The organism is Aquabacter albus (assembly GCF_040049275.1).
In the GTDB taxonomy this organism is placed as follows: domain Bacteria; phylum Pseudomonadota; class Alphaproteobacteria; order Rhizobiales; family Xanthobacteraceae; genus Aquabacter.
The window spans coordinates 501,116-517,077 of sequence record NZ_JBDZDT010000006.1; the positions used below are offsets into that span (position 1 = coordinate 501,116).

The following is a 15,962-nucleotide window of genomic DNA, read 5'->3' on the forward strand; positions in this document are numbered from 1 at the left end:
AAAGAGCGGCGATGGCCTATCTTGTGCGCGAACCGGAGAGGGAGTTTTCCGTGCGCAGTTTCGTTCGCATCGCGCTGGTTGTCGCGCTCGGCCTGTCCGTTTCCGCCTGCGACAAGTGCGGCAACTGGTTCAAATACGACAGCCCGAAGGCCTGCGGCGCAGAACCCCTGCCGAAATAGCCCTCAACCGCACAGAGCCGCCTGGATGTTGCGGCCGGTGCGCTCGATATGGTCGCGCAGCAGGCGGGTGGCGTCATCCGCCCGCCGCTCGATCATGGCATCGGCGATGGCGGCATGCTCGGCCGGCACATCCCTATCCGGCATGTGGTCCTTCAGGAAGATACGGCGGTAGCGGTCGCTCTGGTCGTGAAGCGTCTCGCAGAACTGCCGCAGCAGCGGCATGCGGCACGCCGAGATGAGCTCCGCATGGAAGGCGCGGTGGGCGACCTCCCACGCCTCCTGCTCCTCCACCGAGCGCGAGCCGCGCTTGCAGCGGCCGAGCTGGTGGAGCGTCGAGAGGATGCGCCCTTCCCAGGCGGCATCGCCCAGGAGGATCGCTTCGCGCGCCGCAAGGCATTCCAGCTCCACGCGCAGGCGGATGACCTCGGCCAGATTGTCGTTGGAGACCGGCGCGACGCGGTAGCCACGCTGGTCCACGATCTCCACCAGCCCCTCGCTCTCCAGCCGGCACAGCGCCTCGCGCAGCGGGCTCAAGCTGACGCCATAAACAGCGCGCATGCGGTCCAGCACGAGCTTGGCGCCGGGCATCAGCTCGCCGTTCATGATGGAGGCGCGCAGCCGCGTCACGAGGGTCGAGGAGAGCGTGGCGCCCTGGGTGTCGGCGGTGCGGATGTCTGTCATGTCCTCGTCTACTCGATCGCTCCGAAACCGTAGAGCGCAGCCGGATTGTCCACCAATGCGAGCCGCTGGGTGGTCTCGTCCGGCAGCCAGAGCGGAATGAGGTCGACTATATCGCCATCATTGGGCATGGGCACAGGGCAGATGGGATGCGGCCAGTTGCTGCCCCACAGGATGCGGTCCGGCCGTGCCTCCACCACCCGCTCGATCATGGGCAGCATGTCGCGGTGGGGATAGGGCTCGGCGGAGAGGCGGTAGAGGCTGGCGAGCTTCACATAGCAGCGGTCGGTGTCCAGCAGGCCCATCAGGATCGCGAAGGCCAGCGAGTCCACCCCCTCCCGCCCGTCGATGCGGGCCATGTGGTCGAGCACGAAGGGGCTCTTGATGGCCTCGAGCCGCGGCGCCACGTCCACCAGCTCGGACGCCTTGTTGAAATGCAGCACCAGATGCCAGCCGAGATCGCGCGTCTCGTCGGACAGCCGCTCCAGATGGTCGAAGGAAGCGCCGCCACTCACCACCGTGGACATGCGGCACCCGCGCATGCCGCGGCGGTGCATGTCCTCCAGCTCCGCCCGCGGCAGACCGGACGGGATCACCGCCACACCGCGCAAGGTCCCGGGGCTGCGGTCGAGGGCGTCCAGGGTCGCGCGGTTGTCGGTGCCGTGCGCCCCGCCATGGACGATCACCGCCCGGTCGATGCCGAGGATGGCATGAAGCTTCTGCAAATCCTCGAAGGTGCAATCCTCCGGCGTGTAGCTGCGCTTGGGGCTGAAGGGAAAGACCACCTGCGGGCCGAAGACGTGGACATGGGTGTCGCAAGCGCCGCGCGGCATCTTGAAGGCCGGCGTCTTGGTGTTCCGGTCGGGGGCCGGGCAGGCGTGCATGGGGCGGGCGGCATCAACGCTCATCAGTCAACCTTTGGCCTTCGGGTGCCTCTGCGTCACCGTCGATCCACGATGGGAGAGGCACGATCTGATTCATTCATTTGACGACGAAGCCGGGAGGTGTAAATGAATAATCATCGATTTTTTGAAAATCATCGATGAAATCTGGAGGAGTGATGCTTCGTCGTTCTCTGGCCGCCCTCGCGGCGGTGACCTTCACCCTGCTGGCCGGCGTCACCGGCGCGGCGGCGGCCTTCCCCGACCGCCCGGTGCGCATCATCGTGCCCTTCCCGGCCGGCGGATCGAATGACGTGATCGCGCGGCTGCTCGCGCAAAACCTTCAGGAGCAGTGGAAGCAGCCGGTCATCGTCGACAACCGCTCGGGCGCGGGCGGAAACGTCGGCGCGGACAACGTGGTCCGCGCCGATCCGGACGGCTACACGCTCCTCCTGTCCGCCCCCGGCCCGCTCGCCATCAACCCGTCGCTCTATCCCAACCTCCCCTACAATCCGCTGAAGGACTTCGCGCCCATCGCGCTGGTGGCCAACGTGCCGATCGTGCTCGCGGTGAATCCGGCGGTGAAGGCGACCTCCGTGAAGGAGCTGATCGCCCTCGCGAAGGCGGAGCCCGGCAAGCTCAATTTCGGCTCCTCGGGCAACGGCACCACCAACCATCTGGCGGGCGAGCTGTTCAAGACGCTGGCCGGCATCGACATCGTCCACGTGCCCTATCGCGGCGCGGCGCCGGCCATGAACGACCTCGTAGCGGGGCATATCCCCATGATGTTCGACAACATGCCCGCCGTGCGGCCCCAGGTGACCGCCGGCAAGATCCGTGCGCTCGCCGTGGCCGGAGCCCAGCGCTCCCCGCTGTTCCCCGAGCTGCCGACCATGATCGAGGCCGGCGTGCCCGGCTTCGACGCCTCCGCCTGGTTCGGCCTCGTCGCCCCCGCCAAAACCAGCCAGGACGTCCTCCAGGTCATCATCGACGCCACCAAAAAGGCGCTCACCGAGCCGGAGATGGCGAAGAAGTTCGCCGATCTCGGCGCCGAGCCCGGCACCCTCTTCGGCCCCGCTTTCGGCAAGTTCATCGAAGCCGAGGACATCAAGTGGGCCAAGGTGATCAAGGACGCGAACGTGAAGGTCGACTGACGCTGAACCTGCCGGTGGGGCACGCCTCGCCGGCCTCCACCCGACTTGCAGAATGAGAGACCCGAATGGCCGAACGTCGCACGCTCGAAGAGCTCGAACGCCGCTATGAGGACATGATCGGCTTCACGCCCCCCAAGATCGCCAAGCGGCTGAAGCTGGGCGTGAGGGTGGACCCGGACCTGGTGACCGCGCTGGAGGATTGGCGCATCGCCGCCCTCACCCCGGATGCGCTCGACCAGAAGACCGTCCAGCTCATGTGCTTCGCGATCCTCCTTTCCCAGACCTCGGAAGCGGCGGCGAACCACGCCAAGGCCGCCGTTAAGGCCGGGGCGAACGTGGAGGAACTGCACGCCGCCGCCGCCATCGCCACCCTGTTCCGGGGGGTCGCGGCCTTCAACCTCGCCGGCGAGATCATCAGCGCCCTGTTCCCGGAATGAGACACGGGCGCCCTGCCCGCGCCCGGATCCAAGGCCCTCCAACATTTTGAAGGATAGACACATGTTGTCCGATGCCGACCGCCAGAAGGCCGTCGAAATCCTGCTCGCCGCCGAAGCCACGAAGACGCCGGCGCTGCAGCTCTCCAAGACCTATCCCGACATCCAGATCGAGGATTCCTACGCCATCTCCAGCATGGTGACGGCGCACAAGGTCAAGAACGGCGCCAAGCTCATCGGCCACAAGATCGGCCTCACCTCCAAGGCCATGCAGGCCTCCTCGCAGATCGACGAGCCGGACTACGGCCACCTGCTCGACACCATGGTGCTGAACGACGGCGCCAAGGTTAAGTTCGAGGATTATTGCGTGCCCCGCGTGGAGCCCGAGCTGACCTTCATCCTGAAGGAGCCGCTGAAGGGCCCTGGCATCGGCCTCGTGGACGTGCTGCGCGCCACCGAATGGGTGGTGCCCTCCATCGAGATCATCGATGCCCGCGTGCAGAACCCGCGCAAGATCACCGATACGGTGGCCGACAACGGCGCTGCCGCCGGCATCGTGCTGGGCGGGCGCCCGGTGCGGCCGAACGATGTGGACCTTCGCTGGGTGGGCGCGGTGTTCTACCGCAATTCGGAGATCGAGGAGACCGGCCTCGCCGCCGGCGTGCTGGGTCATCCGGCCATGGCCATCGCCTGGCTCGCCAACAAGGTGGGCCGCTTCGGCACGGTGCTGGAGCCCGGCCACCTGATGCTCTCCGGCTCCTTCACCCGCCCCGTCTGGGCGGCCAAGGGCGACACGCTGCATGCGGATTTCGGCCCGCTCGGCAGCGTCGCCGTGCAGTTCGTCTGAGCGGGGGCCATGGCAATGGAACTCCCCCGCAACGCCTTCAAGCACGCGCTCGCCGCCGGTGGGACGCAGATCGGCCTGTGGTGCAGCCTGTGCAGCAACATCACGGTCGATGTGGTCTCGGATTCCGGCTTCGACTGGCTGCTGCTGGACACCGAGCACTCGCCCAACGAGCTGCCGGCGGTCCTCGCCCAGCTCCAGGCGGCGCGCGGCGGCACCGCGACGCCCATCGTGCGCCCCGCCTCCAATGACCCGGTGCTGATCAAGCGCCTTCTGGACATCGGCGCGCCGGGCCTGCTGATCCCCTATGTCCAGGACGTGAAGGAGGCGCGGCGCGCGGTCGCCGCTACCCGCTATCCGCCCGTCGGCCTGCGCGGGGTGACGGCTTCAGGCCGCGCGAGCCGCTATGGCCGCGTGCCCGGCTATCTCCAGAAGGCCGACAGCGAGATCAGTGTTCTTCTGCAGGTGGAAACCCGCGAGGCCATGGAGCAGCTGGAGGCGATCGCCACCGTCGATGGCGTCGACGGCGTCTTCATCGGCCCCGCCGACCTCTCCACCTCGTTCGGCCACCATGGCAACTGGACCGGGCCGGAGATGCAGGCCGTGCTGAAGGATGCGGTGGAGCGCCTGACGAAGGTGGGCAAGCCCGCGGGCATCCTCACCGCCAATGAGGAAGAGGCGCGGCGCTTCATCGACTGGGGCTACAAATTCGTCGCCGTAGGCGCCGATCTCGGCCTCCTGCGCAATGCAGCCGACGCTTTGGCGAGGCGCTTCAAGAGCTGAGCAGCGTCCAAATATGAAAACGGCGGAGGCCCGGCCGGACCTCCGCCGTTTTGCATCAGCCTAATGCCGAAGCTTAGGGGCCGTAGAGCCAGTTGCTGGCATATCCGCCGATCACCGCGCCGACCGCCGTGACGGCCGCTTCGCCCGCGGCGACCGCATAGGTGCCGCCCGCGGCAATCGCCGCCGTGTTGCCACCGGTCGCCACCAGGATCGGGGTGATCATTCCGGCGGTCACGGCATTGGCGACGAAGACGCCAGCCACAGCGCCCACCGAGATGACCGCCACCCGCAGCGCGGTCGTTTCATACGACGCCGAGCGGGGCTCAATGGCAGCGCGCGCTTCGGAGACCGCGGGCATCGGGGCGGGAACGGGCACCGGAGCAGGGGCGGCAGCGGCAGCCGGACGGGCCGGAGCAGGCGTGGTCTGGGCGAGCACAATGGGATTGGATTCGGCAAAAGCGCTCTGCGCTCCCGCCAGCGGGCCCAGCACGGTGAGGCTGACGGCGAGAGCCTTGATCGTCACGGATCGCTTCATTGTCGGTTTCCTGAAATCAGCTTCATGGACAGGCGCGGCCGGGACCATCCCCAGGCCGCGCGATTGGACGCTTCTTCCAAGGAGCCAAGTCAAACCGGCCCCTTCCCTTCAGGGACCGGCAACCAACCTGGAGGCCGCACCCGAGCTTCGCTCCGCAGCCTCCACGTAATCACCCCTCACGCCGTAACGGTAGGTCCCGGCGCGCGCCCCTTCTTGTCTTTACCAATCTTATCGTACCATCCACGTGACAGCATCATGGAACGTTTTGGCCTGAACTTGTTCTGGTCCATCACCTGCTTGACGCGGATGCGGGCCTCCTGGTCGCTCAGCACGCCGCCGGCGAGGCCGTTATAGAGGGCGGCCGCCTCGCGGAACTGCGCCTTGCTGATCTTCTTCGACTTGCCGCCGTAGCGATCCAGGATCGGCAGCATGCGGCGGTCCACATCCCGCTCCAGGCGGATGTCCTTCATCTGCGCCACATAGAGCACGAGGCCGCGCGCCTCGTGCGGGTCGAGGGCAAACTGCGAAATGCCCCGCTCCAGCAGGCGGCGCTCCTCGGCCTTCGAAATGAATGGCCGGTCGAGCCCTGCAAGCTCGACATAGCCCATGAAACGCTCGCCGGACGTCCCGTTCCCAGCCATCACCCCCCCGCCCAATTGGATACGTAAATACGGCGCGCCCGCTCCGCGGCCACGCTCGCCCCGCTTCCGGTATTCTCCCCGCGCGGATCAACCCCGCGCAGCCGCCCGCGACCCGCATCAGCGCCAAAACTGTAGGACAGCGAACAATGCGTGCGCGAACAGCGTCAATGATACGCCGATCACTATAGCCTTCGCGATCGCGTTGTTGATCGATACCACGGATACTTTCGGGCGCAACCCCATGAGGATTGCGGTTCCGCTGCCAAGGATCGAGCTCAGCACGATCTTGCCCGCGACCCACCCCATCAGGCCGTAGATCCCATGCCCCGCCTCCACGAGACGGCGGAAATAATTCTCCTGCCAGAACTCGAATGGCTGGTCGGGAAACAGCAGTTGCCAGGTCTGGAGCCCCGCCCAGGACGCAGTCGCCACGGCGCCGATTGTCAGCAGCGCCAGGGACAGGAGATTGGCGATGAAGATGGAGGCGATGAGGTAGCGCAGCCCGGGAATGTTCAGGTTGCTCATGGCGCGCATCTGCGACGACAGCACGCGATTGCCGAGGTCGGCGGAGATCACCGCGCTATTGCGCGCCACCACCAGAATGGAAGCGATGAGCGGCACCGTAATGGTGGTCTGCACGAAGCCGATGCCCGCCAGCGTCTCATCATGGAGGATCGACTTCAGATAGCCGTCGAACGCGTGATAGTTGAAGCCGAACCAGACAGAGACGAAGCCGAGAATAAGGCCGCCGAGCCCCAGATAGCCCAGCATGAAGGGCGACGCGCAAAGCACCCAGATGTATTCGACGAAGTAACGCGCACACCAGACCAGCGGATTGCCGGCCCGCGTGCGGGCGTGCCATTGGGGCGCCGCCGCAGAGGACAGACGCGGGGCCTGCGGGAAGACGTCCGGAACGGTGTCGGGCGCCGCAACGAGCCGCAGCGCGTCGGGCGCCGGATGCTCCGCCGCCTGGAGCTGCTCCATGGCATGCTCGATGGCGGCCATGGTGGGCGTCACATGCCGCACCGTGTGATTGTGCGTGTCGACGAGCAGCACCTTGTCCGCCAGCGGCAGCAGGTCGTCCACATGATGGGCGACGATGATGACCGGCGTCGCCCGCTCCACGCAGATGGACTTGATGACGCTGGCGAGCCGCCGCGAGGAGACAAGGTCGAGGCCGGAATTCGGCTCGTCCAGGATCAGGATGGGATGGCCCGCAAGCAGCGTGCGGGCAATGGCGATGCGCTGCTTCTGCCCGCCGCTGCACGCCGCGATGGACTGCTCCGGGCGGATGTCGGCGAGCAAGGAAAGAATGGGGGCGGTGTCGTAGGCGCGGGCGGCTTCCGGCGCATGGTCGGCGGCGATCTTCACGTTCTCGCCGGCGCTGAGGTCGTCGAACAGCGCGTTGCCCTGGAACACCAGCCCACACATGTCGCTGCGGCTGTTGGCGAGGTTCACCTCGCGCGCGCCGAAATGCAGCAGCCCTTCCACGTGCCAGGCGCCTTCCCGGTCGTCCAGGAGGCCGCACAGCGCATTGATGATGCTGGTCTTCCCGCTGCCGCTGGGGCCGATCAGAAGGACCAGCTCCCCCGCCCCCACCTCGAAGCCGGCATCGTTCACCAGCATCTTGCCGTTCGGCGTGCGGACCGACAGGCCCCGGACCGTCAATGCAGCGGGAAGGATCTCCGGTGCATTCATGGCCGGCTTCCGGTGGACAGGAGAACGAGCGGCACGACGCCGTCGCCGTCGATGCGCTGGATGCGGTTAAGGTCCTTGGGCGTCAGGAGCATGACAAGCGGCGTGCGCGCGCCGAGTGCGAACGACTGGAACACGTGGGCGGCGAGCGGGTTGAGGCTGCTCTGCGCGCCGAGCCCGCCGAGATGCTGCGGCAGGCTGCCCAGCAATTGGAGGATGGATTGCGTGAAGGGCCGCAGCAAAGTGCGCAGCCGCACGTCCCAGAACATCTGCGTGATCACCCCCGGCACCCGCCGGTCGCGCATGAGCGCATCGATGGAGCCGACGGCGAGGCGCTCCGCCAGCTGGCGCGCCTCCGGCGTCTCCAATTGATCGCGCCCGAACCCCATCATGACTGTCTGGATGCGCGGATCGGACAAGGTCGTGGAGACGGCGCGCATGACCGGTTCGTAGTTGAGGTCATAGCCGAACGGAGCCACCAGCGCGTTCTGCCAGTTGGCCCGCAGCATGTCCCACATGGCGTCCTTGACGCGGCTGAGGAGGATCTCCTGCACCTCGCCGCGCAGCGCCCGCCGCAGCGCCGGCTCGGCATTGGCCAGCAGCCGTTCGAGGGCGGCCTGGGTGCGCGGGTCCCGCCATGCATAGGACACCGCATCGGTGAGCATGGCGCGCAGTGCCGGCCGGTATTCGGAGTTGAAGACGTTGGAGGTGATGATCCGCTCGACGGAGGCGGCGAGCTCGTCCTGCACCGTTTCGATGCGACGGCGGAGCTCGGCCTGGGAATTGTCCGTGGCGGCGGCCCACAGCACGCCGAAGCTGGAATCCATCAGCAGCGCAGTGTCGGCCTCCACATGCTCCCGCGCCGTGCTGCCGAACAGCTCAATGCGGATGCGGCCGTCCCCTCCGGCGAAGGCGGTGCCGTGCCGGATGACGCTGTGGTCCGGCCGCATGACGAACACCGGCATGGTGCCGCGCCACGACGCGGCAAGGGGATCACGATAATAGCGCACGAGGTCGCCGACCGCCGCGTGCGGAAACACGCTCCAGCCCGCGGCGATGAAGCCGAGGATGATCAGCGCCGAGACACAAATCCCGCTCAGCCGCGCGAGACGTCCATTGGTGGGGATAGGCAACGCAAACATCACTGGTTCCGTGACGGGCCGCGCCGACACAGGCGCCAAAGGCACGCGCGAAGAGCGGCGCCACCATTGCCGAAGCGCCGGGTGGGCGCCACGAAAAAACTCCGGTGCCATGGTGCGAATTGCCGCTGTCCGCCGGCTTGTGCCAGGACGGCCGGATCGCTTCCCTCACAACGCGTCACGCTCTACCATCTCCCCGTCTTCGGCATGAGATTTCCCCCATGCGCATCACGCGTCCCCGCCCGCGCAATTTCGGCCTCGTCATGTTCCTCACGCGGCTGTCGGGGACGCTCTTTCTCGTGCTGTCCACCTACAATCTGAGCGGCTATTCGCTGGTGCATTGGATCGAGATCCGCTGGTCTCTCGACTGGATGCTCCTGATGCCCCTCATCGCCTTCTACATCATCCTCTATTTCCTGCTGCTGCGTGTGACACTTCGAGCGCTCAGGCCATGGGGAATATTGTTCGCCATCTCCTTCCTCGGCTCCCTTGCCTACGCGCTGGTGGACGCGGACATCGTGCCTTTGCGGGACACTCAGGATCTGGCGACCATTACGCTCTACATGTTCGGCGGCCTCATGGGGATCGGCATCTGCTGGGCTTCGGCCTGGGTCATGGTCACCGGCCAAGTCAGCGTCGACAACCTCACCTATTGATTCATGCGGGAGCGCCCGGCCGGGCCGTGCGGGCGCGCAGCGCCAGCAGCACGTTGACCGCGAGAAAGATGATCACCGCGATGACGGCCAGCATCAGGCCGTTGATGCCGGCAGTGGACGGCGCGCGCATGGCGCCGAGCGCGCTTCCCTCAACGCCCCTTTGCGGAAGAACCAAGGGCACGGTCGCGACGCCCTTGCGGTCGCCGATGGTGTAGGCGAGCTTGATGTCGTTCTGCCCGGTGGCAAGCGACACGTCGTTCGATGCATAGGTCCCAGGCGCCAGCTCCTCGAGGGGCGCGGCCACGGAGCCCGCGGTCAGCTCGATCTTCGCGCCGCCTGTGGGCAGGCCGTCCGAATAGCGCTGGAGGAACAGGACCAGCCGGCGGCCGTCATAAGTGAGCACGGCCTCCTGATTGCCGATACGCATTTCGGCCCGCGGTGAGACGATGATCATGCGCGACGTCGAGCCCTGGCCATGGCTTTCTTGCGCCGTGGCGGCCACGACGCCCGCAAAAAGCAGGACGCCGGCGAGCGCCAGCTTCAATGCCCGGGCCATCATGCTCCCCTCCAACACCATCCTGTCCCCGCCCCTATCACGCCCACATGTCAGTTGCGTTATTGCTGCGGCTAAGGACGGGGCCCGAACACCGCTTCCACCCTTGGATCCAGGTGGAACTCGGCCTTCAACGTTTCCTTTTTCCGGCGTTCCGAGCGCAGGTCGTCGATGAGCCAGCGCCAGAAATTCATCGAGTCGCCTTCGGGGTGATGGACACCGCCGAGGAGGATCCGCATGACCGACAGCGTGACCTGATGCTCACGCTCATATTGGGAGCGGAACCACCGCTCGCGCTCCATGGCCACATCGAGTTCGCGCTCCACCAGCACTGGCGGCATGTCGCGCACGGGGGCGGCGGGCTGTGGAGCCACCGCCTCAAGAGGAGGGACTGGCGGGATGGGAAGCGGCTGGTCGGTCATCGCTGCACAAGGCCTTCATGCGTGGTCGAAGGACGGGCTTTACGCAGGGGACCGGTCTTCCTATGGTCCGGCCGAGTGCGGAGCGCGCCCATGGTCTATCTCATTCCCGTCTTCGTCGTGATCTTCGGACTGGCAGCGGACCTGCTGGTTCAGATCACGGCGAATATTTCGAGCGAAGTGCTGTTGGAGATCGACCCCGGCGTCAAATCCTCCGGCGGCCGCATCACTGCCGACTACATCGTTGACATGCGGCCGGAAGCTTCGCTTTCCGGCCCCCTGCCAAGCTCCCTTACGGCTTTGCCGCCGGGGCGCTGAGGCCGGCCGCGGGATTTGCGGCGGGCTGCGTTTTCCCGCCGGCGCTGCTGAGCTTCCGCCGGAGATTCTCCGTGACGATCCCGGTCATGTCGGCGATGATGGTTTCCATTCGCAGATAGTTCCGCGCGGCATCGAGCCAGGGCGTCATGGGCGTGGTGAACTCCTGGTCGAGCTCATTCAGCGCACGCATCGCCGCGGCCACATCGCCAGCCGCCAGCCGCGCCTCGGCGCGGGTGACCGCAAGGTTTCCGATCTCGGTGGGATAGGGTTCCGCGCCCACTCCCACATACCGGTTCACCAGCGACAGGCCATACTGGTAGTAGCTCTCCGAATTTCCGATCCGCAGCCCGGCGGCCGCCACATACGACGGGAAGACGCGCTTCAGCTCCGCGGCATTGGGAACGCCCGTCCGCGCCGGCCCGGACAATTGCGTGAGATAGGCCGAGAAGCGGTCGTCATTTCCCGCGATGGCGTAGAGGTTCACCAGCTCCGCCTCGAACGGCCGCCCGGCATAGAAGGTCGTCCGCAACTGGCCGAGCGCCACGGCGAAGATGGGAGAAGAGGCGTCGATGATGGGCTCGACGCGCTTGTCGTTCTCACGGGCGATCGACTTCTTGAGGCCGGTCAAGATCTCGTTCTGCTCGGAAAGACGGGTCTGGGCGCTCTCCTGACCGTCCAGCACCTGGGCGATCTCGTTGTTGAGCCGCCCCACCTCCGCGCCGGTCTTCTGCGCCGTGCCCTCAAGCGAGGTGATGCGCGCGAAAAGCGGCGCGACGCGCAGGTCGGTGGACGGCAGGAACGGGGGGACGAGGAACACCACTGCCAGCGCGGCAACCGCACCGGCCGCAGCGCTGGCTGCGATGCCGAACCAGGGCGGCAAGCGCGACGGGGTCTTCGGCTCGGCGGAGACCACCGGCTCGGGAGCGGGTGCAGGTTCCGCCGACACAGACGGCTCTTCCGCCTTCGGCGGCTCGACACTTTCGACGGCGACGGCCGGGAGGACGGTGGGGGTCGGTTCAGCCACCGACACCGGCTCCGGCTGGCCGCGCCCCTGGTGCAGCCACTCCTCGATGGAAAGCGGTCCTGTCGGTGCCACGGAAGCCTTCACGGCATCCTCCGGCGCCGCCGCTTCGGTCCGCGCGGAGGTGTTGATGCCGGTGCGCTCCGCATCGATGACACGGGGGATGTCCTGCCCCCCGGAAATCGGCTTCAGGCCGATGGTGACGCGCTTCGCTGTCATATGCCTCGCCCCATGATCTCGGCCGCAAGGGCCGCAATTTCCTTCGCCGCCTGGCCACGGGCGTCCAGCTCGCGGACCAGACGGCCGGTGGCCACGCTCTCCGCAAAGGCCACGCGCTGGCCGATCACCGTCTCCAGCGGGCCGATGTCCCCCGTGAGCGCGTCTCGCAGGTCGCGCCCCACCACCGTGCCGGTGATGCAGCGATTGACCACGAACGCCGCCTTCAGCGCCGGCTTGAAGATGCGCGCCTCGCCGATCAGCGTCACGATCTCCGTGCTCGCCCAGACATCGTAGGAGGAGGGCTGCACCGGAATCAGGATGAGATCCGAGGCCAGGATCGTCGAGCGTGCCAGCGCCGTTACGCGCGGCGGCCCGTCAATAATGACGTGGTCGTGCGACCGGGCGATGTCAGGCACTTCCTGGTGCAACACCTCGCGGGCGAGGCCGCTCACCGCGAACAGGCGCGGCAGGCCCATCTGGGAGCGGGTCTGCGCCCAGTCGAGCGCCGAGCCCTGCGGATCGGCATCGACCACCGCGACCCGCGACCCGGACAGGGCGAGTTCGCCGGCGATATGCGTTGCGAGCGTCGTCTTGCCGACGCCGCCCTTCTGGTTGAGAAGACCGATGATCATGCGACGGCTCCTGAGCTGAAGTGGAGCTCTGGCTTGGGAAGGCTGTGGCGCGGGGACCTCATCATCAATAGGCCTTCTTTAGGGTTGCAGCGGGAGCCGGCATGATCCGGCCGAGCACCGCCGGCGCGAAGCGTTGGAACAGCAAGGGGGTGAGCACGGTGTCGAGCAGGGTCGCGCTGAGCAGCCCGCCGAAGATCACCACAGCCACGGGATGGAGGATCTCCTTGCCCGCCTCCTCGCCGCCCAGAAGCAGCGGGATCAGCGCGACCGCGGCGGCGGACGCCGTCATCAGCACCGGCACGAGGCGTTCATTGGCGCCGCGCAGGATCAGGCCGCGGCCGAAGCTCTCGCCCTCGTGGGACATGAGGTTGATGTAGTGGTTGATCTTCAGGATGCCGTTGCGCGTGCTGATGCCCGCGAGCGTGACGAAGCCGACGATGGAGGCGAGCGACAAATCGATCCCCGTAAGCTTCAGCGCCAGCACGCTGCCGATGAGCGCCAGCGGAACATTGGCCATGACGATGGCAGCCAGCATTACCGATTTGAAGCGCGCATAGAGAATGGAGAAAATTAGCAGGAAGGAGATGAGCGCGAGCCCGCCCATGCGCAGGGCCGAGCGGCTCTGCTCCGCATAGACGCCCTCGAAGGCGATGAAGTATCCGGGCGGCAGGCGCATGTCGCGCAGCATGGCGGCGATCTCGCCGCTGACGAGATTGGGATTGGTGCCATCGCCATTGGCGGTGACGAGGATGCGGCGCAGGTTGTTCTCACGCTGGATGGTGCTCGGCCCCGTCTGCTCGGACACGCGGGCGATGGTGGAAACCGGCACCTGCCCCGCCGGCGTGTCGATGAGCATGGCGCCGAGCTGGTGCGCCGAGCGCGCCTCGTCGCTCAGGCGGATCACCAGATCGAAGCGCTTGGTGCCATCGACGATCTCCGTGACCTCCTCGCCATTGGTGAGCTGGGCGAGGCGCCCGGTGAACTCGCCCGGCTGCACGCCGTAGAGCAGCGCGCGGCCTGAATCGAACTGGATCTGGATCTGCGGCACCGGCACCTGCCGCTCGATGGCGACGTCGGTGAGGCCCGGCATGGCCTTGAGCCGCGCCTCCACATCGCGCCCGATATTGCGCAGCGTGTCGAGGTCGTTGCCGAAGATCTTGAAGACGATCTGCGCCGCCGTTCCGGTGAGGATGCGGTCGATGCGGAAGGCAATGGGCTGGCTGATGCTGAACGATCCCGGCAGGCCCCCGAGGCGGGCGCGCACATCGGCTATGACGGTGGCGAGCGGCCGGTCCTTTGCCGCCAGTTCCAGCTCGATCTCGGTGACGTTGACCCCAAGCGCATGCTCGTCCGCCTCCGAGCGGCCGGTGCGGCGGCCCACCTTGGTCGTCTCCGGAATGCTCTGGAGCAGGCGCTCGGCGGTGGCGGCGATGCGGCTGGATTCCTCAAGCGATATGCCCGGCTCCAGCACCATGGTGATGACGAGCGCCCCCTCGTTGAAACGGGGCAGGAAGGCGCGCGGCAGGCTCGGCACCAATGCGGCGGCCACCACAACGGCCGCGACGATGCTGGCGAGCACGGGGAATTGGTGGTCCAGCACCCAGGAAAGAAGGCGCGTGTTGGCGTGCTTGATCTTCTGCACCAGAAGGCTGTCGCGCCCGAGGACGCCCTTCGCGTTGGGCAGCAGGTAGGAGCACAGGACCGGGGTGAGCGTGATGGAGATCAGAAGGCTCACGAGGATCGAGACGATGTAGGCGATGCCCATGGGCACGAACAGCCGCCCCTCTATGCCCGGAAGGGCGAACAGCGGCACGAAGACCAGCACGATGATGGCGGTGGAATGGACAATGGAGGAGCGCACCTCCTGGGAGGCGTCGGCGATCACCTGAAGCGAGGCGCGCGGCACGGCGAGCGCCCTGTTCTCGCGCAGCCGGCGGAAGATGTTCTCGACATCCACCACGGCATCGTCGACCAGCTCGCCGATGGCGATGGCGAGGCCGCCGAGCGTCATGGTGTTGATGGTCATCCCCATCCAGCGCAGCACGATGAAGGTGGTGAGCACCGAGACCGGGATCGCCACCAGCGAGATGAGGGTGGTGCGCACATTCAGCAGGAACAGGAACAGCACCGCCGCGACCAGGATGATGGCCTCGGTGAACACCTGCCCCAGATTGCCCACGGCAGAGCGGATGAAGTCGGACTGCCGGAACAGATAATCGTTGACGCGCGTGCCCTCCGGCATGGTCCTCTGGAGATCGTCCAGGACCTTCTCCACCTCAGCCGTGAGGGCAAGGGTGTCCGCCTGGGGCTGCTTGTTCACCGAGATGACCACGGCCGCCCCGCCTGCGAACCCGGCATCGCCACGCCGCTGCTTGGGCTGGAAGGAGACGTCGGCGAACTGGCGCAGCAGCACCGGCTGGCCGAGGCGGTGGTCCACCACCACGTTGCGGATGTCTTCCAGGCTCTGGGTGCGCGAGAGGTTGCGGATCAGGAATTCCTGCGGGCCCTGGTTCACCACCCCGCCGCCGGTGTTGGAGCCGAACGCCTGGAGCGCCTGGCGCACCTCATTGATGGACACGCCGAGCTGCGACATGCGCAGGATATCGAGGGTGACGCGATATTCCTTGGCGAGGCCGCCAATGGTGACGATGCGGCTGATGCCGGGGATCGCCTTCAGGCGCTGGGCCACCGTCCAGTCGGCAAGCTCGCGCAGGTCCATGGGCGAGAGGGTGGACGAGGAGAGCGCCACCAGCATGATCTCGCCCATCTGGGAAGAGATGGGCGCCATGACCGGCCGCACGCCCGCCGGCAGCTCCAGCTGCACCGGCCCGAGCCGCTCGGCCACGATCTGCCGGTCCACATAGATGTCCGTGTTCCAGTCGAACTCCACATAGACCACCGACAGCCCGGTGGTGGACGAGGAGCGCACGCGCGTCACGCCGCTCGCCCCCATGAGCGCCGTCTCGATGCGGGCGGTGATCTGCGTCTCCACCTCTTCCGGGGCGAGGCCCGGCGCCTCGGTGAGGATGGTGACCAGCCCCTTGTTGAGGTCCGGCAGCACGTCGATGGGCAGATGGTGCAGGGCGGCGGCGCCATAGATCATGGCGGCGGCGGCCGCCACCAGCACCAGGAGGCGGGCGCGAAGGCTGATATTGACGAGGGATGCGAACATGCGCCCGTC

Annotated in this window: 18 protein-coding genes; 7 read left to right on the top strand and 11 right to left on the bottom strand. The window is 66.8% G+C overall.

Features of this window, described 5'->3' with window-relative positions; all coding sequences use genetic code 11:
* Positions 1 to 11: 11 nt before the first annotated feature.
* Entirely contained in the window at positions 12 to 179 is a 168-nt protein-coding gene (locus tag ABLE91_RS18040; RefSeq protein ID WP_348932911.1) for a hypothetical protein, read from the top strand.
* A gap of 3 nt (positions 180 to 182) precedes the next feature.
* Here the strand turns inward: ABLE91_RS18040 and ABLE91_RS18045 are convergent, their stop codons facing one another.
* On the bottom strand, positions 183 to 860 hold the full coding sequence (locus ABLE91_RS18045) for a GntR family transcriptional regulator (protein WP_348932913.1): 678 nt from the start codon (positions 858 to 860) through the stop codon (positions 183 to 185).
* Between the two features lie 8 nt (positions 861 to 868).
* The gene (locus tag ABLE91_RS18050; protein WP_348932916.1) at positions 869 to 1,765 is read right to left on the bottom strand and encodes an amidohydrolase family protein; all 897 of its coding nucleotides are present in this window, start codon (positions 1,763 to 1,765) and stop codon (positions 869 to 871) included.
* A 152-nt stretch (positions 1,766 to 1,917) separates the two neighbouring features.
* Between ABLE91_RS18050 and ABLE91_RS18055 the strand changes: the two genes are divergently transcribed.
* The 4 genes from ABLE91_RS18055 to ABLE91_RS18070 all read left to right on the top strand — a co-directional run bounded on the left by ABLE91_RS18055 (position 1,918) and on the right by ABLE91_RS18070 (position 4,953).
* On the top strand, positions 1,918 to 2,892 hold the full coding sequence (locus ABLE91_RS18055; RefSeq protein ID WP_348932918.1) for a Bug family tripartite tricarboxylate transporter substrate binding protein: 975 nt from the start codon (positions 1,918 to 1,920) through the stop codon (positions 2,890 to 2,892).
* A gap of 65 nt (positions 2,893 to 2,957) precedes the next feature.
* Entirely contained in the window at positions 2,958 to 3,329 is a 372-nt protein-coding gene (locus ABLE91_RS18060) for a carboxymuconolactone decarboxylase family protein (protein ID WP_348932921.1), read from the top strand.
* A 61-nt stretch (positions 3,330 to 3,390) separates the two neighbouring features.
* The gene (gene hpaH / locus ABLE91_RS18065) at positions 3,391 to 4,173 is read left to right on the top strand and encodes a 2-oxo-hept-4-ene-1,7-dioate hydratase (RefSeq protein WP_348932924.1); all 783 of its coding nucleotides are present in this window, start codon (positions 3,391 to 3,393) and stop codon (positions 4,171 to 4,173) included.
* 15 nt (positions 4,174 to 4,188) lie between these two features.
* The gene (locus ABLE91_RS18070) at positions 4,189 to 4,953 is read left to right on the top strand and encodes an HpcH/HpaI aldolase family protein (RefSeq protein ID WP_348933035.1); all 765 of its coding nucleotides are present in this window, start codon (positions 4,189 to 4,191) and stop codon (positions 4,951 to 4,953) included.
* A 73-nt stretch (positions 4,954 to 5,026) separates the two neighbouring features.
* On the opposite strand, the gene ABLE91_RS18075 is transcribed toward ABLE91_RS18070, so the two are convergent.
* From ABLE91_RS18075 to ABLE91_RS18090, 4 genes are all read right to left on the bottom strand, one after another.
* On the bottom strand, positions 5,027 to 5,488 hold the full coding sequence (locus ABLE91_RS18075; protein ID WP_348932925.1) for a hypothetical protein: 462 nt from the start codon (positions 5,486 to 5,488) through the stop codon (positions 5,027 to 5,029).
* Between the two features lie 176 nt (positions 5,489 to 5,664).
* Entirely contained in the window at positions 5,665 to 6,129 is a 465-nt protein-coding gene (locus ABLE91_RS18080) for a hypothetical protein (RefSeq protein WP_348932927.1), read from the bottom strand.
* Positions 6,130 to 6,246: 117 nt separating this feature from the next.
* Entirely contained in the window at positions 6,247 to 7,827 is a 1,581-nt protein-coding gene (locus ABLE91_RS18085; protein WP_348932928.1) for an ATP-binding cassette domain-containing protein, read from the bottom strand.
* Positions 7,824 to 8,966 (bottom strand): hypothetical protein, encoded by a 1,143-nt coding sequence (locus ABLE91_RS18090; protein ID WP_348932930.1) that lies wholly within the window; start codon positions 8,964 to 8,966, stop codon positions 7,824 to 7,826. The genes ABLE91_RS18085 and ABLE91_RS18090 overlap by 4 nt, the downstream gene beginning before the upstream one ends.
* A gap of 218 nt (positions 8,967 to 9,184) precedes the next feature.
* Between ABLE91_RS18090 and ABLE91_RS18095 the strand changes: the two genes are divergently transcribed.
* A complete protein-coding gene (locus tag ABLE91_RS18095) occupies positions 9,185 to 9,619 on the top strand; it encodes a DUF6524 family protein (protein ID WP_348932933.1) in 435 nt (144 codons plus the stop codon).
* Between the two features lies 1 nt (position 9,620).
* On the opposite strand, the gene ABLE91_RS18100 is transcribed toward ABLE91_RS18095, so the two are convergent.
* Positions 9,621 to 10,175, bottom strand: coding sequence for a hypothetical protein (locus tag ABLE91_RS18100; RefSeq protein WP_348932934.1), 555 nt, complete (start codon positions 10,173 to 10,175; stop codon positions 9,621 to 9,623).
* Between the two features lie 71 nt (positions 10,176 to 10,246).
* Positions 10,247 to 10,594, bottom strand: coding sequence for a hypothetical protein (locus ABLE91_RS18105; protein ID WP_348932935.1), 348 nt, complete (start codon positions 10,592 to 10,594; stop codon positions 10,247 to 10,249).
* Between the two features lie 90 nt (positions 10,595 to 10,684).
* On the opposite strand from ABLE91_RS18105, the gene ABLE91_RS18110 reads away from it, so the two are divergent.
* On the top strand, positions 10,685 to 10,909 hold the full coding sequence (locus tag ABLE91_RS18110; RefSeq protein ID WP_348932937.1) for a hypothetical protein: 225 nt from the start codon (positions 10,685 to 10,687) through the stop codon (positions 10,907 to 10,909).
* On the opposite strand, the gene ABLE91_RS18115 is transcribed toward ABLE91_RS18110, so the two are convergent.
* From ABLE91_RS18115 to ABLE91_RS18125, 3 genes are all read right to left on the bottom strand, one after another.
* On the bottom strand, positions 10,884 to 12,149 hold the full coding sequence (locus ABLE91_RS18115; protein ID WP_348932940.1) for a hypothetical protein: 1,266 nt from the start codon (positions 12,147 to 12,149) through the stop codon (positions 10,884 to 10,886). The two genes, ABLE91_RS18110 and ABLE91_RS18115, sit on opposite strands and share 26 nt — an antisense overlap.
* The gene (gene parA, locus ABLE91_RS18120) at positions 12,146 to 12,781 is read right to left on the bottom strand and encodes a ParA family partition ATPase (RefSeq protein WP_348932941.1); all 636 of its coding nucleotides are present in this window, start codon (positions 12,779 to 12,781) and stop codon (positions 12,146 to 12,148) included. The genes ABLE91_RS18115 and parA overlap by 4 nt, the downstream gene beginning before the upstream one ends.
* A gap of 64 nt (positions 12,782 to 12,845) precedes the next feature.
* A complete protein-coding gene (locus ABLE91_RS18125; RefSeq protein WP_348932944.1) occupies positions 12,846 to 15,953 on the bottom strand; it encodes an efflux RND transporter permease subunit in 3,108 nt (1,035 codons plus the stop codon).
* Positions 15,954 to 15,962: the final 9 nt, after the last annotated feature.

Bases quoted from the DNA above. Each gene is read 5' to 3' on its own strand.
- ABLE91_RS18040 (WP_348932911.1), top strand. From the start codon at position 12: ATGGCCTATCTTGTGCGCGAACCGGAGAGGGAGTTTTCCGTGCGCAGT.
- ABLE91_RS18045 (WP_348932913.1), bottom strand. From the start codon at position 860: ATGACAGACATCCGCACCGCCGACACCCAGGGCGCCACGCTCTCCTCG.
- ABLE91_RS18050 (WP_348932916.1), bottom strand. From the start codon at position 1,765: ATGAGCGTTGATGCCGCCCGCCCCATGCACGCCTGCCCGGCCCCCGAC.
- ABLE91_RS18055 (WP_348932918.1), top strand. From the start codon at position 1,918: ATGCTTCGTCGTTCTCTGGCCGCCCTCGCGGCGGTGACCTTCACCCTG.
- ABLE91_RS18060 (WP_348932921.1), top strand. From the start codon at position 2,958: ATGGCCGAACGTCGCACGCTCGAAGAGCTCGAACGCCGCTATGAGGAC.
- hpaH (WP_348932924.1), top strand. From the start codon at position 3,391: ATGTTGTCCGATGCCGACCGCCAGAAGGCCGTCGAAATCCTGCTCGCC.
- ABLE91_RS18070 (WP_348933035.1), top strand. From the start codon at position 4,189: ATGGAACTCCCCCGCAACGCCTTCAAGCACGCGCTCGCCGCCGGTGGG.
- ABLE91_RS18075 (WP_348932925.1), bottom strand. From the start codon at position 5,488: ATGAAGCGATCCGTGACGATCAAGGCTCTCGCCGTCAGCCTCACCGTG.
- ABLE91_RS18080 (WP_348932927.1), bottom strand. From the start codon at position 6,129: ATGGCTGGGAACGGGACGTCCGGCGAGCGTTTCATGGGCTATGTCGAG.
- ABLE91_RS18085 (WP_348932928.1), bottom strand. From the start codon at position 7,827: ATGAATGCACCGGAGATCCTTCCCGCTGCATTGACGGTCCGGGGCCTG.
- ABLE91_RS18090 (WP_348932930.1), bottom strand. From the start codon at position 8,966: ATGTTTGCGTTGCCTATCCCCACCAATGGACGTCTCGCGCGGCTGAGC.
- ABLE91_RS18095 (WP_348932933.1), top strand. From the start codon at position 9,185: ATGCGCATCACGCGTCCCCGCCCGCGCAATTTCGGCCTCGTCATGTTC.
- ABLE91_RS18100 (WP_348932934.1), bottom strand. From the start codon at position 10,175: ATGGCCCGGGCATTGAAGCTGGCGCTCGCCGGCGTCCTGCTTTTTGCG.
- ABLE91_RS18105 (WP_348932935.1), bottom strand. From the start codon at position 10,594: ATGACCGACCAGCCGCTTCCCATCCCGCCAGTCCCTCCTCTTGAGGCG.
- ABLE91_RS18110 (WP_348932937.1), top strand. From the start codon at position 10,685: ATGGTCTATCTCATTCCCGTCTTCGTCGTGATCTTCGGACTGGCAGCG.
- ABLE91_RS18115 (WP_348932940.1), bottom strand. From the start codon at position 12,149: ATGACAGCGAAGCGCGTCACCATCGGCCTGAAGCCGATTTCCGGGGGG.
- parA (WP_348932941.1), bottom strand. From the start codon at position 12,781: ATGATCATCGGTCTTCTCAACCAGAAGGGCGGCGTCGGCAAGACGACG.
- ABLE91_RS18125 (WP_348932944.1), bottom strand. From the start codon at position 15,953: ATGTTCGCATCCCTCGTCAATATCAGCCTTCGCGCCCGCCTCCTGGTG.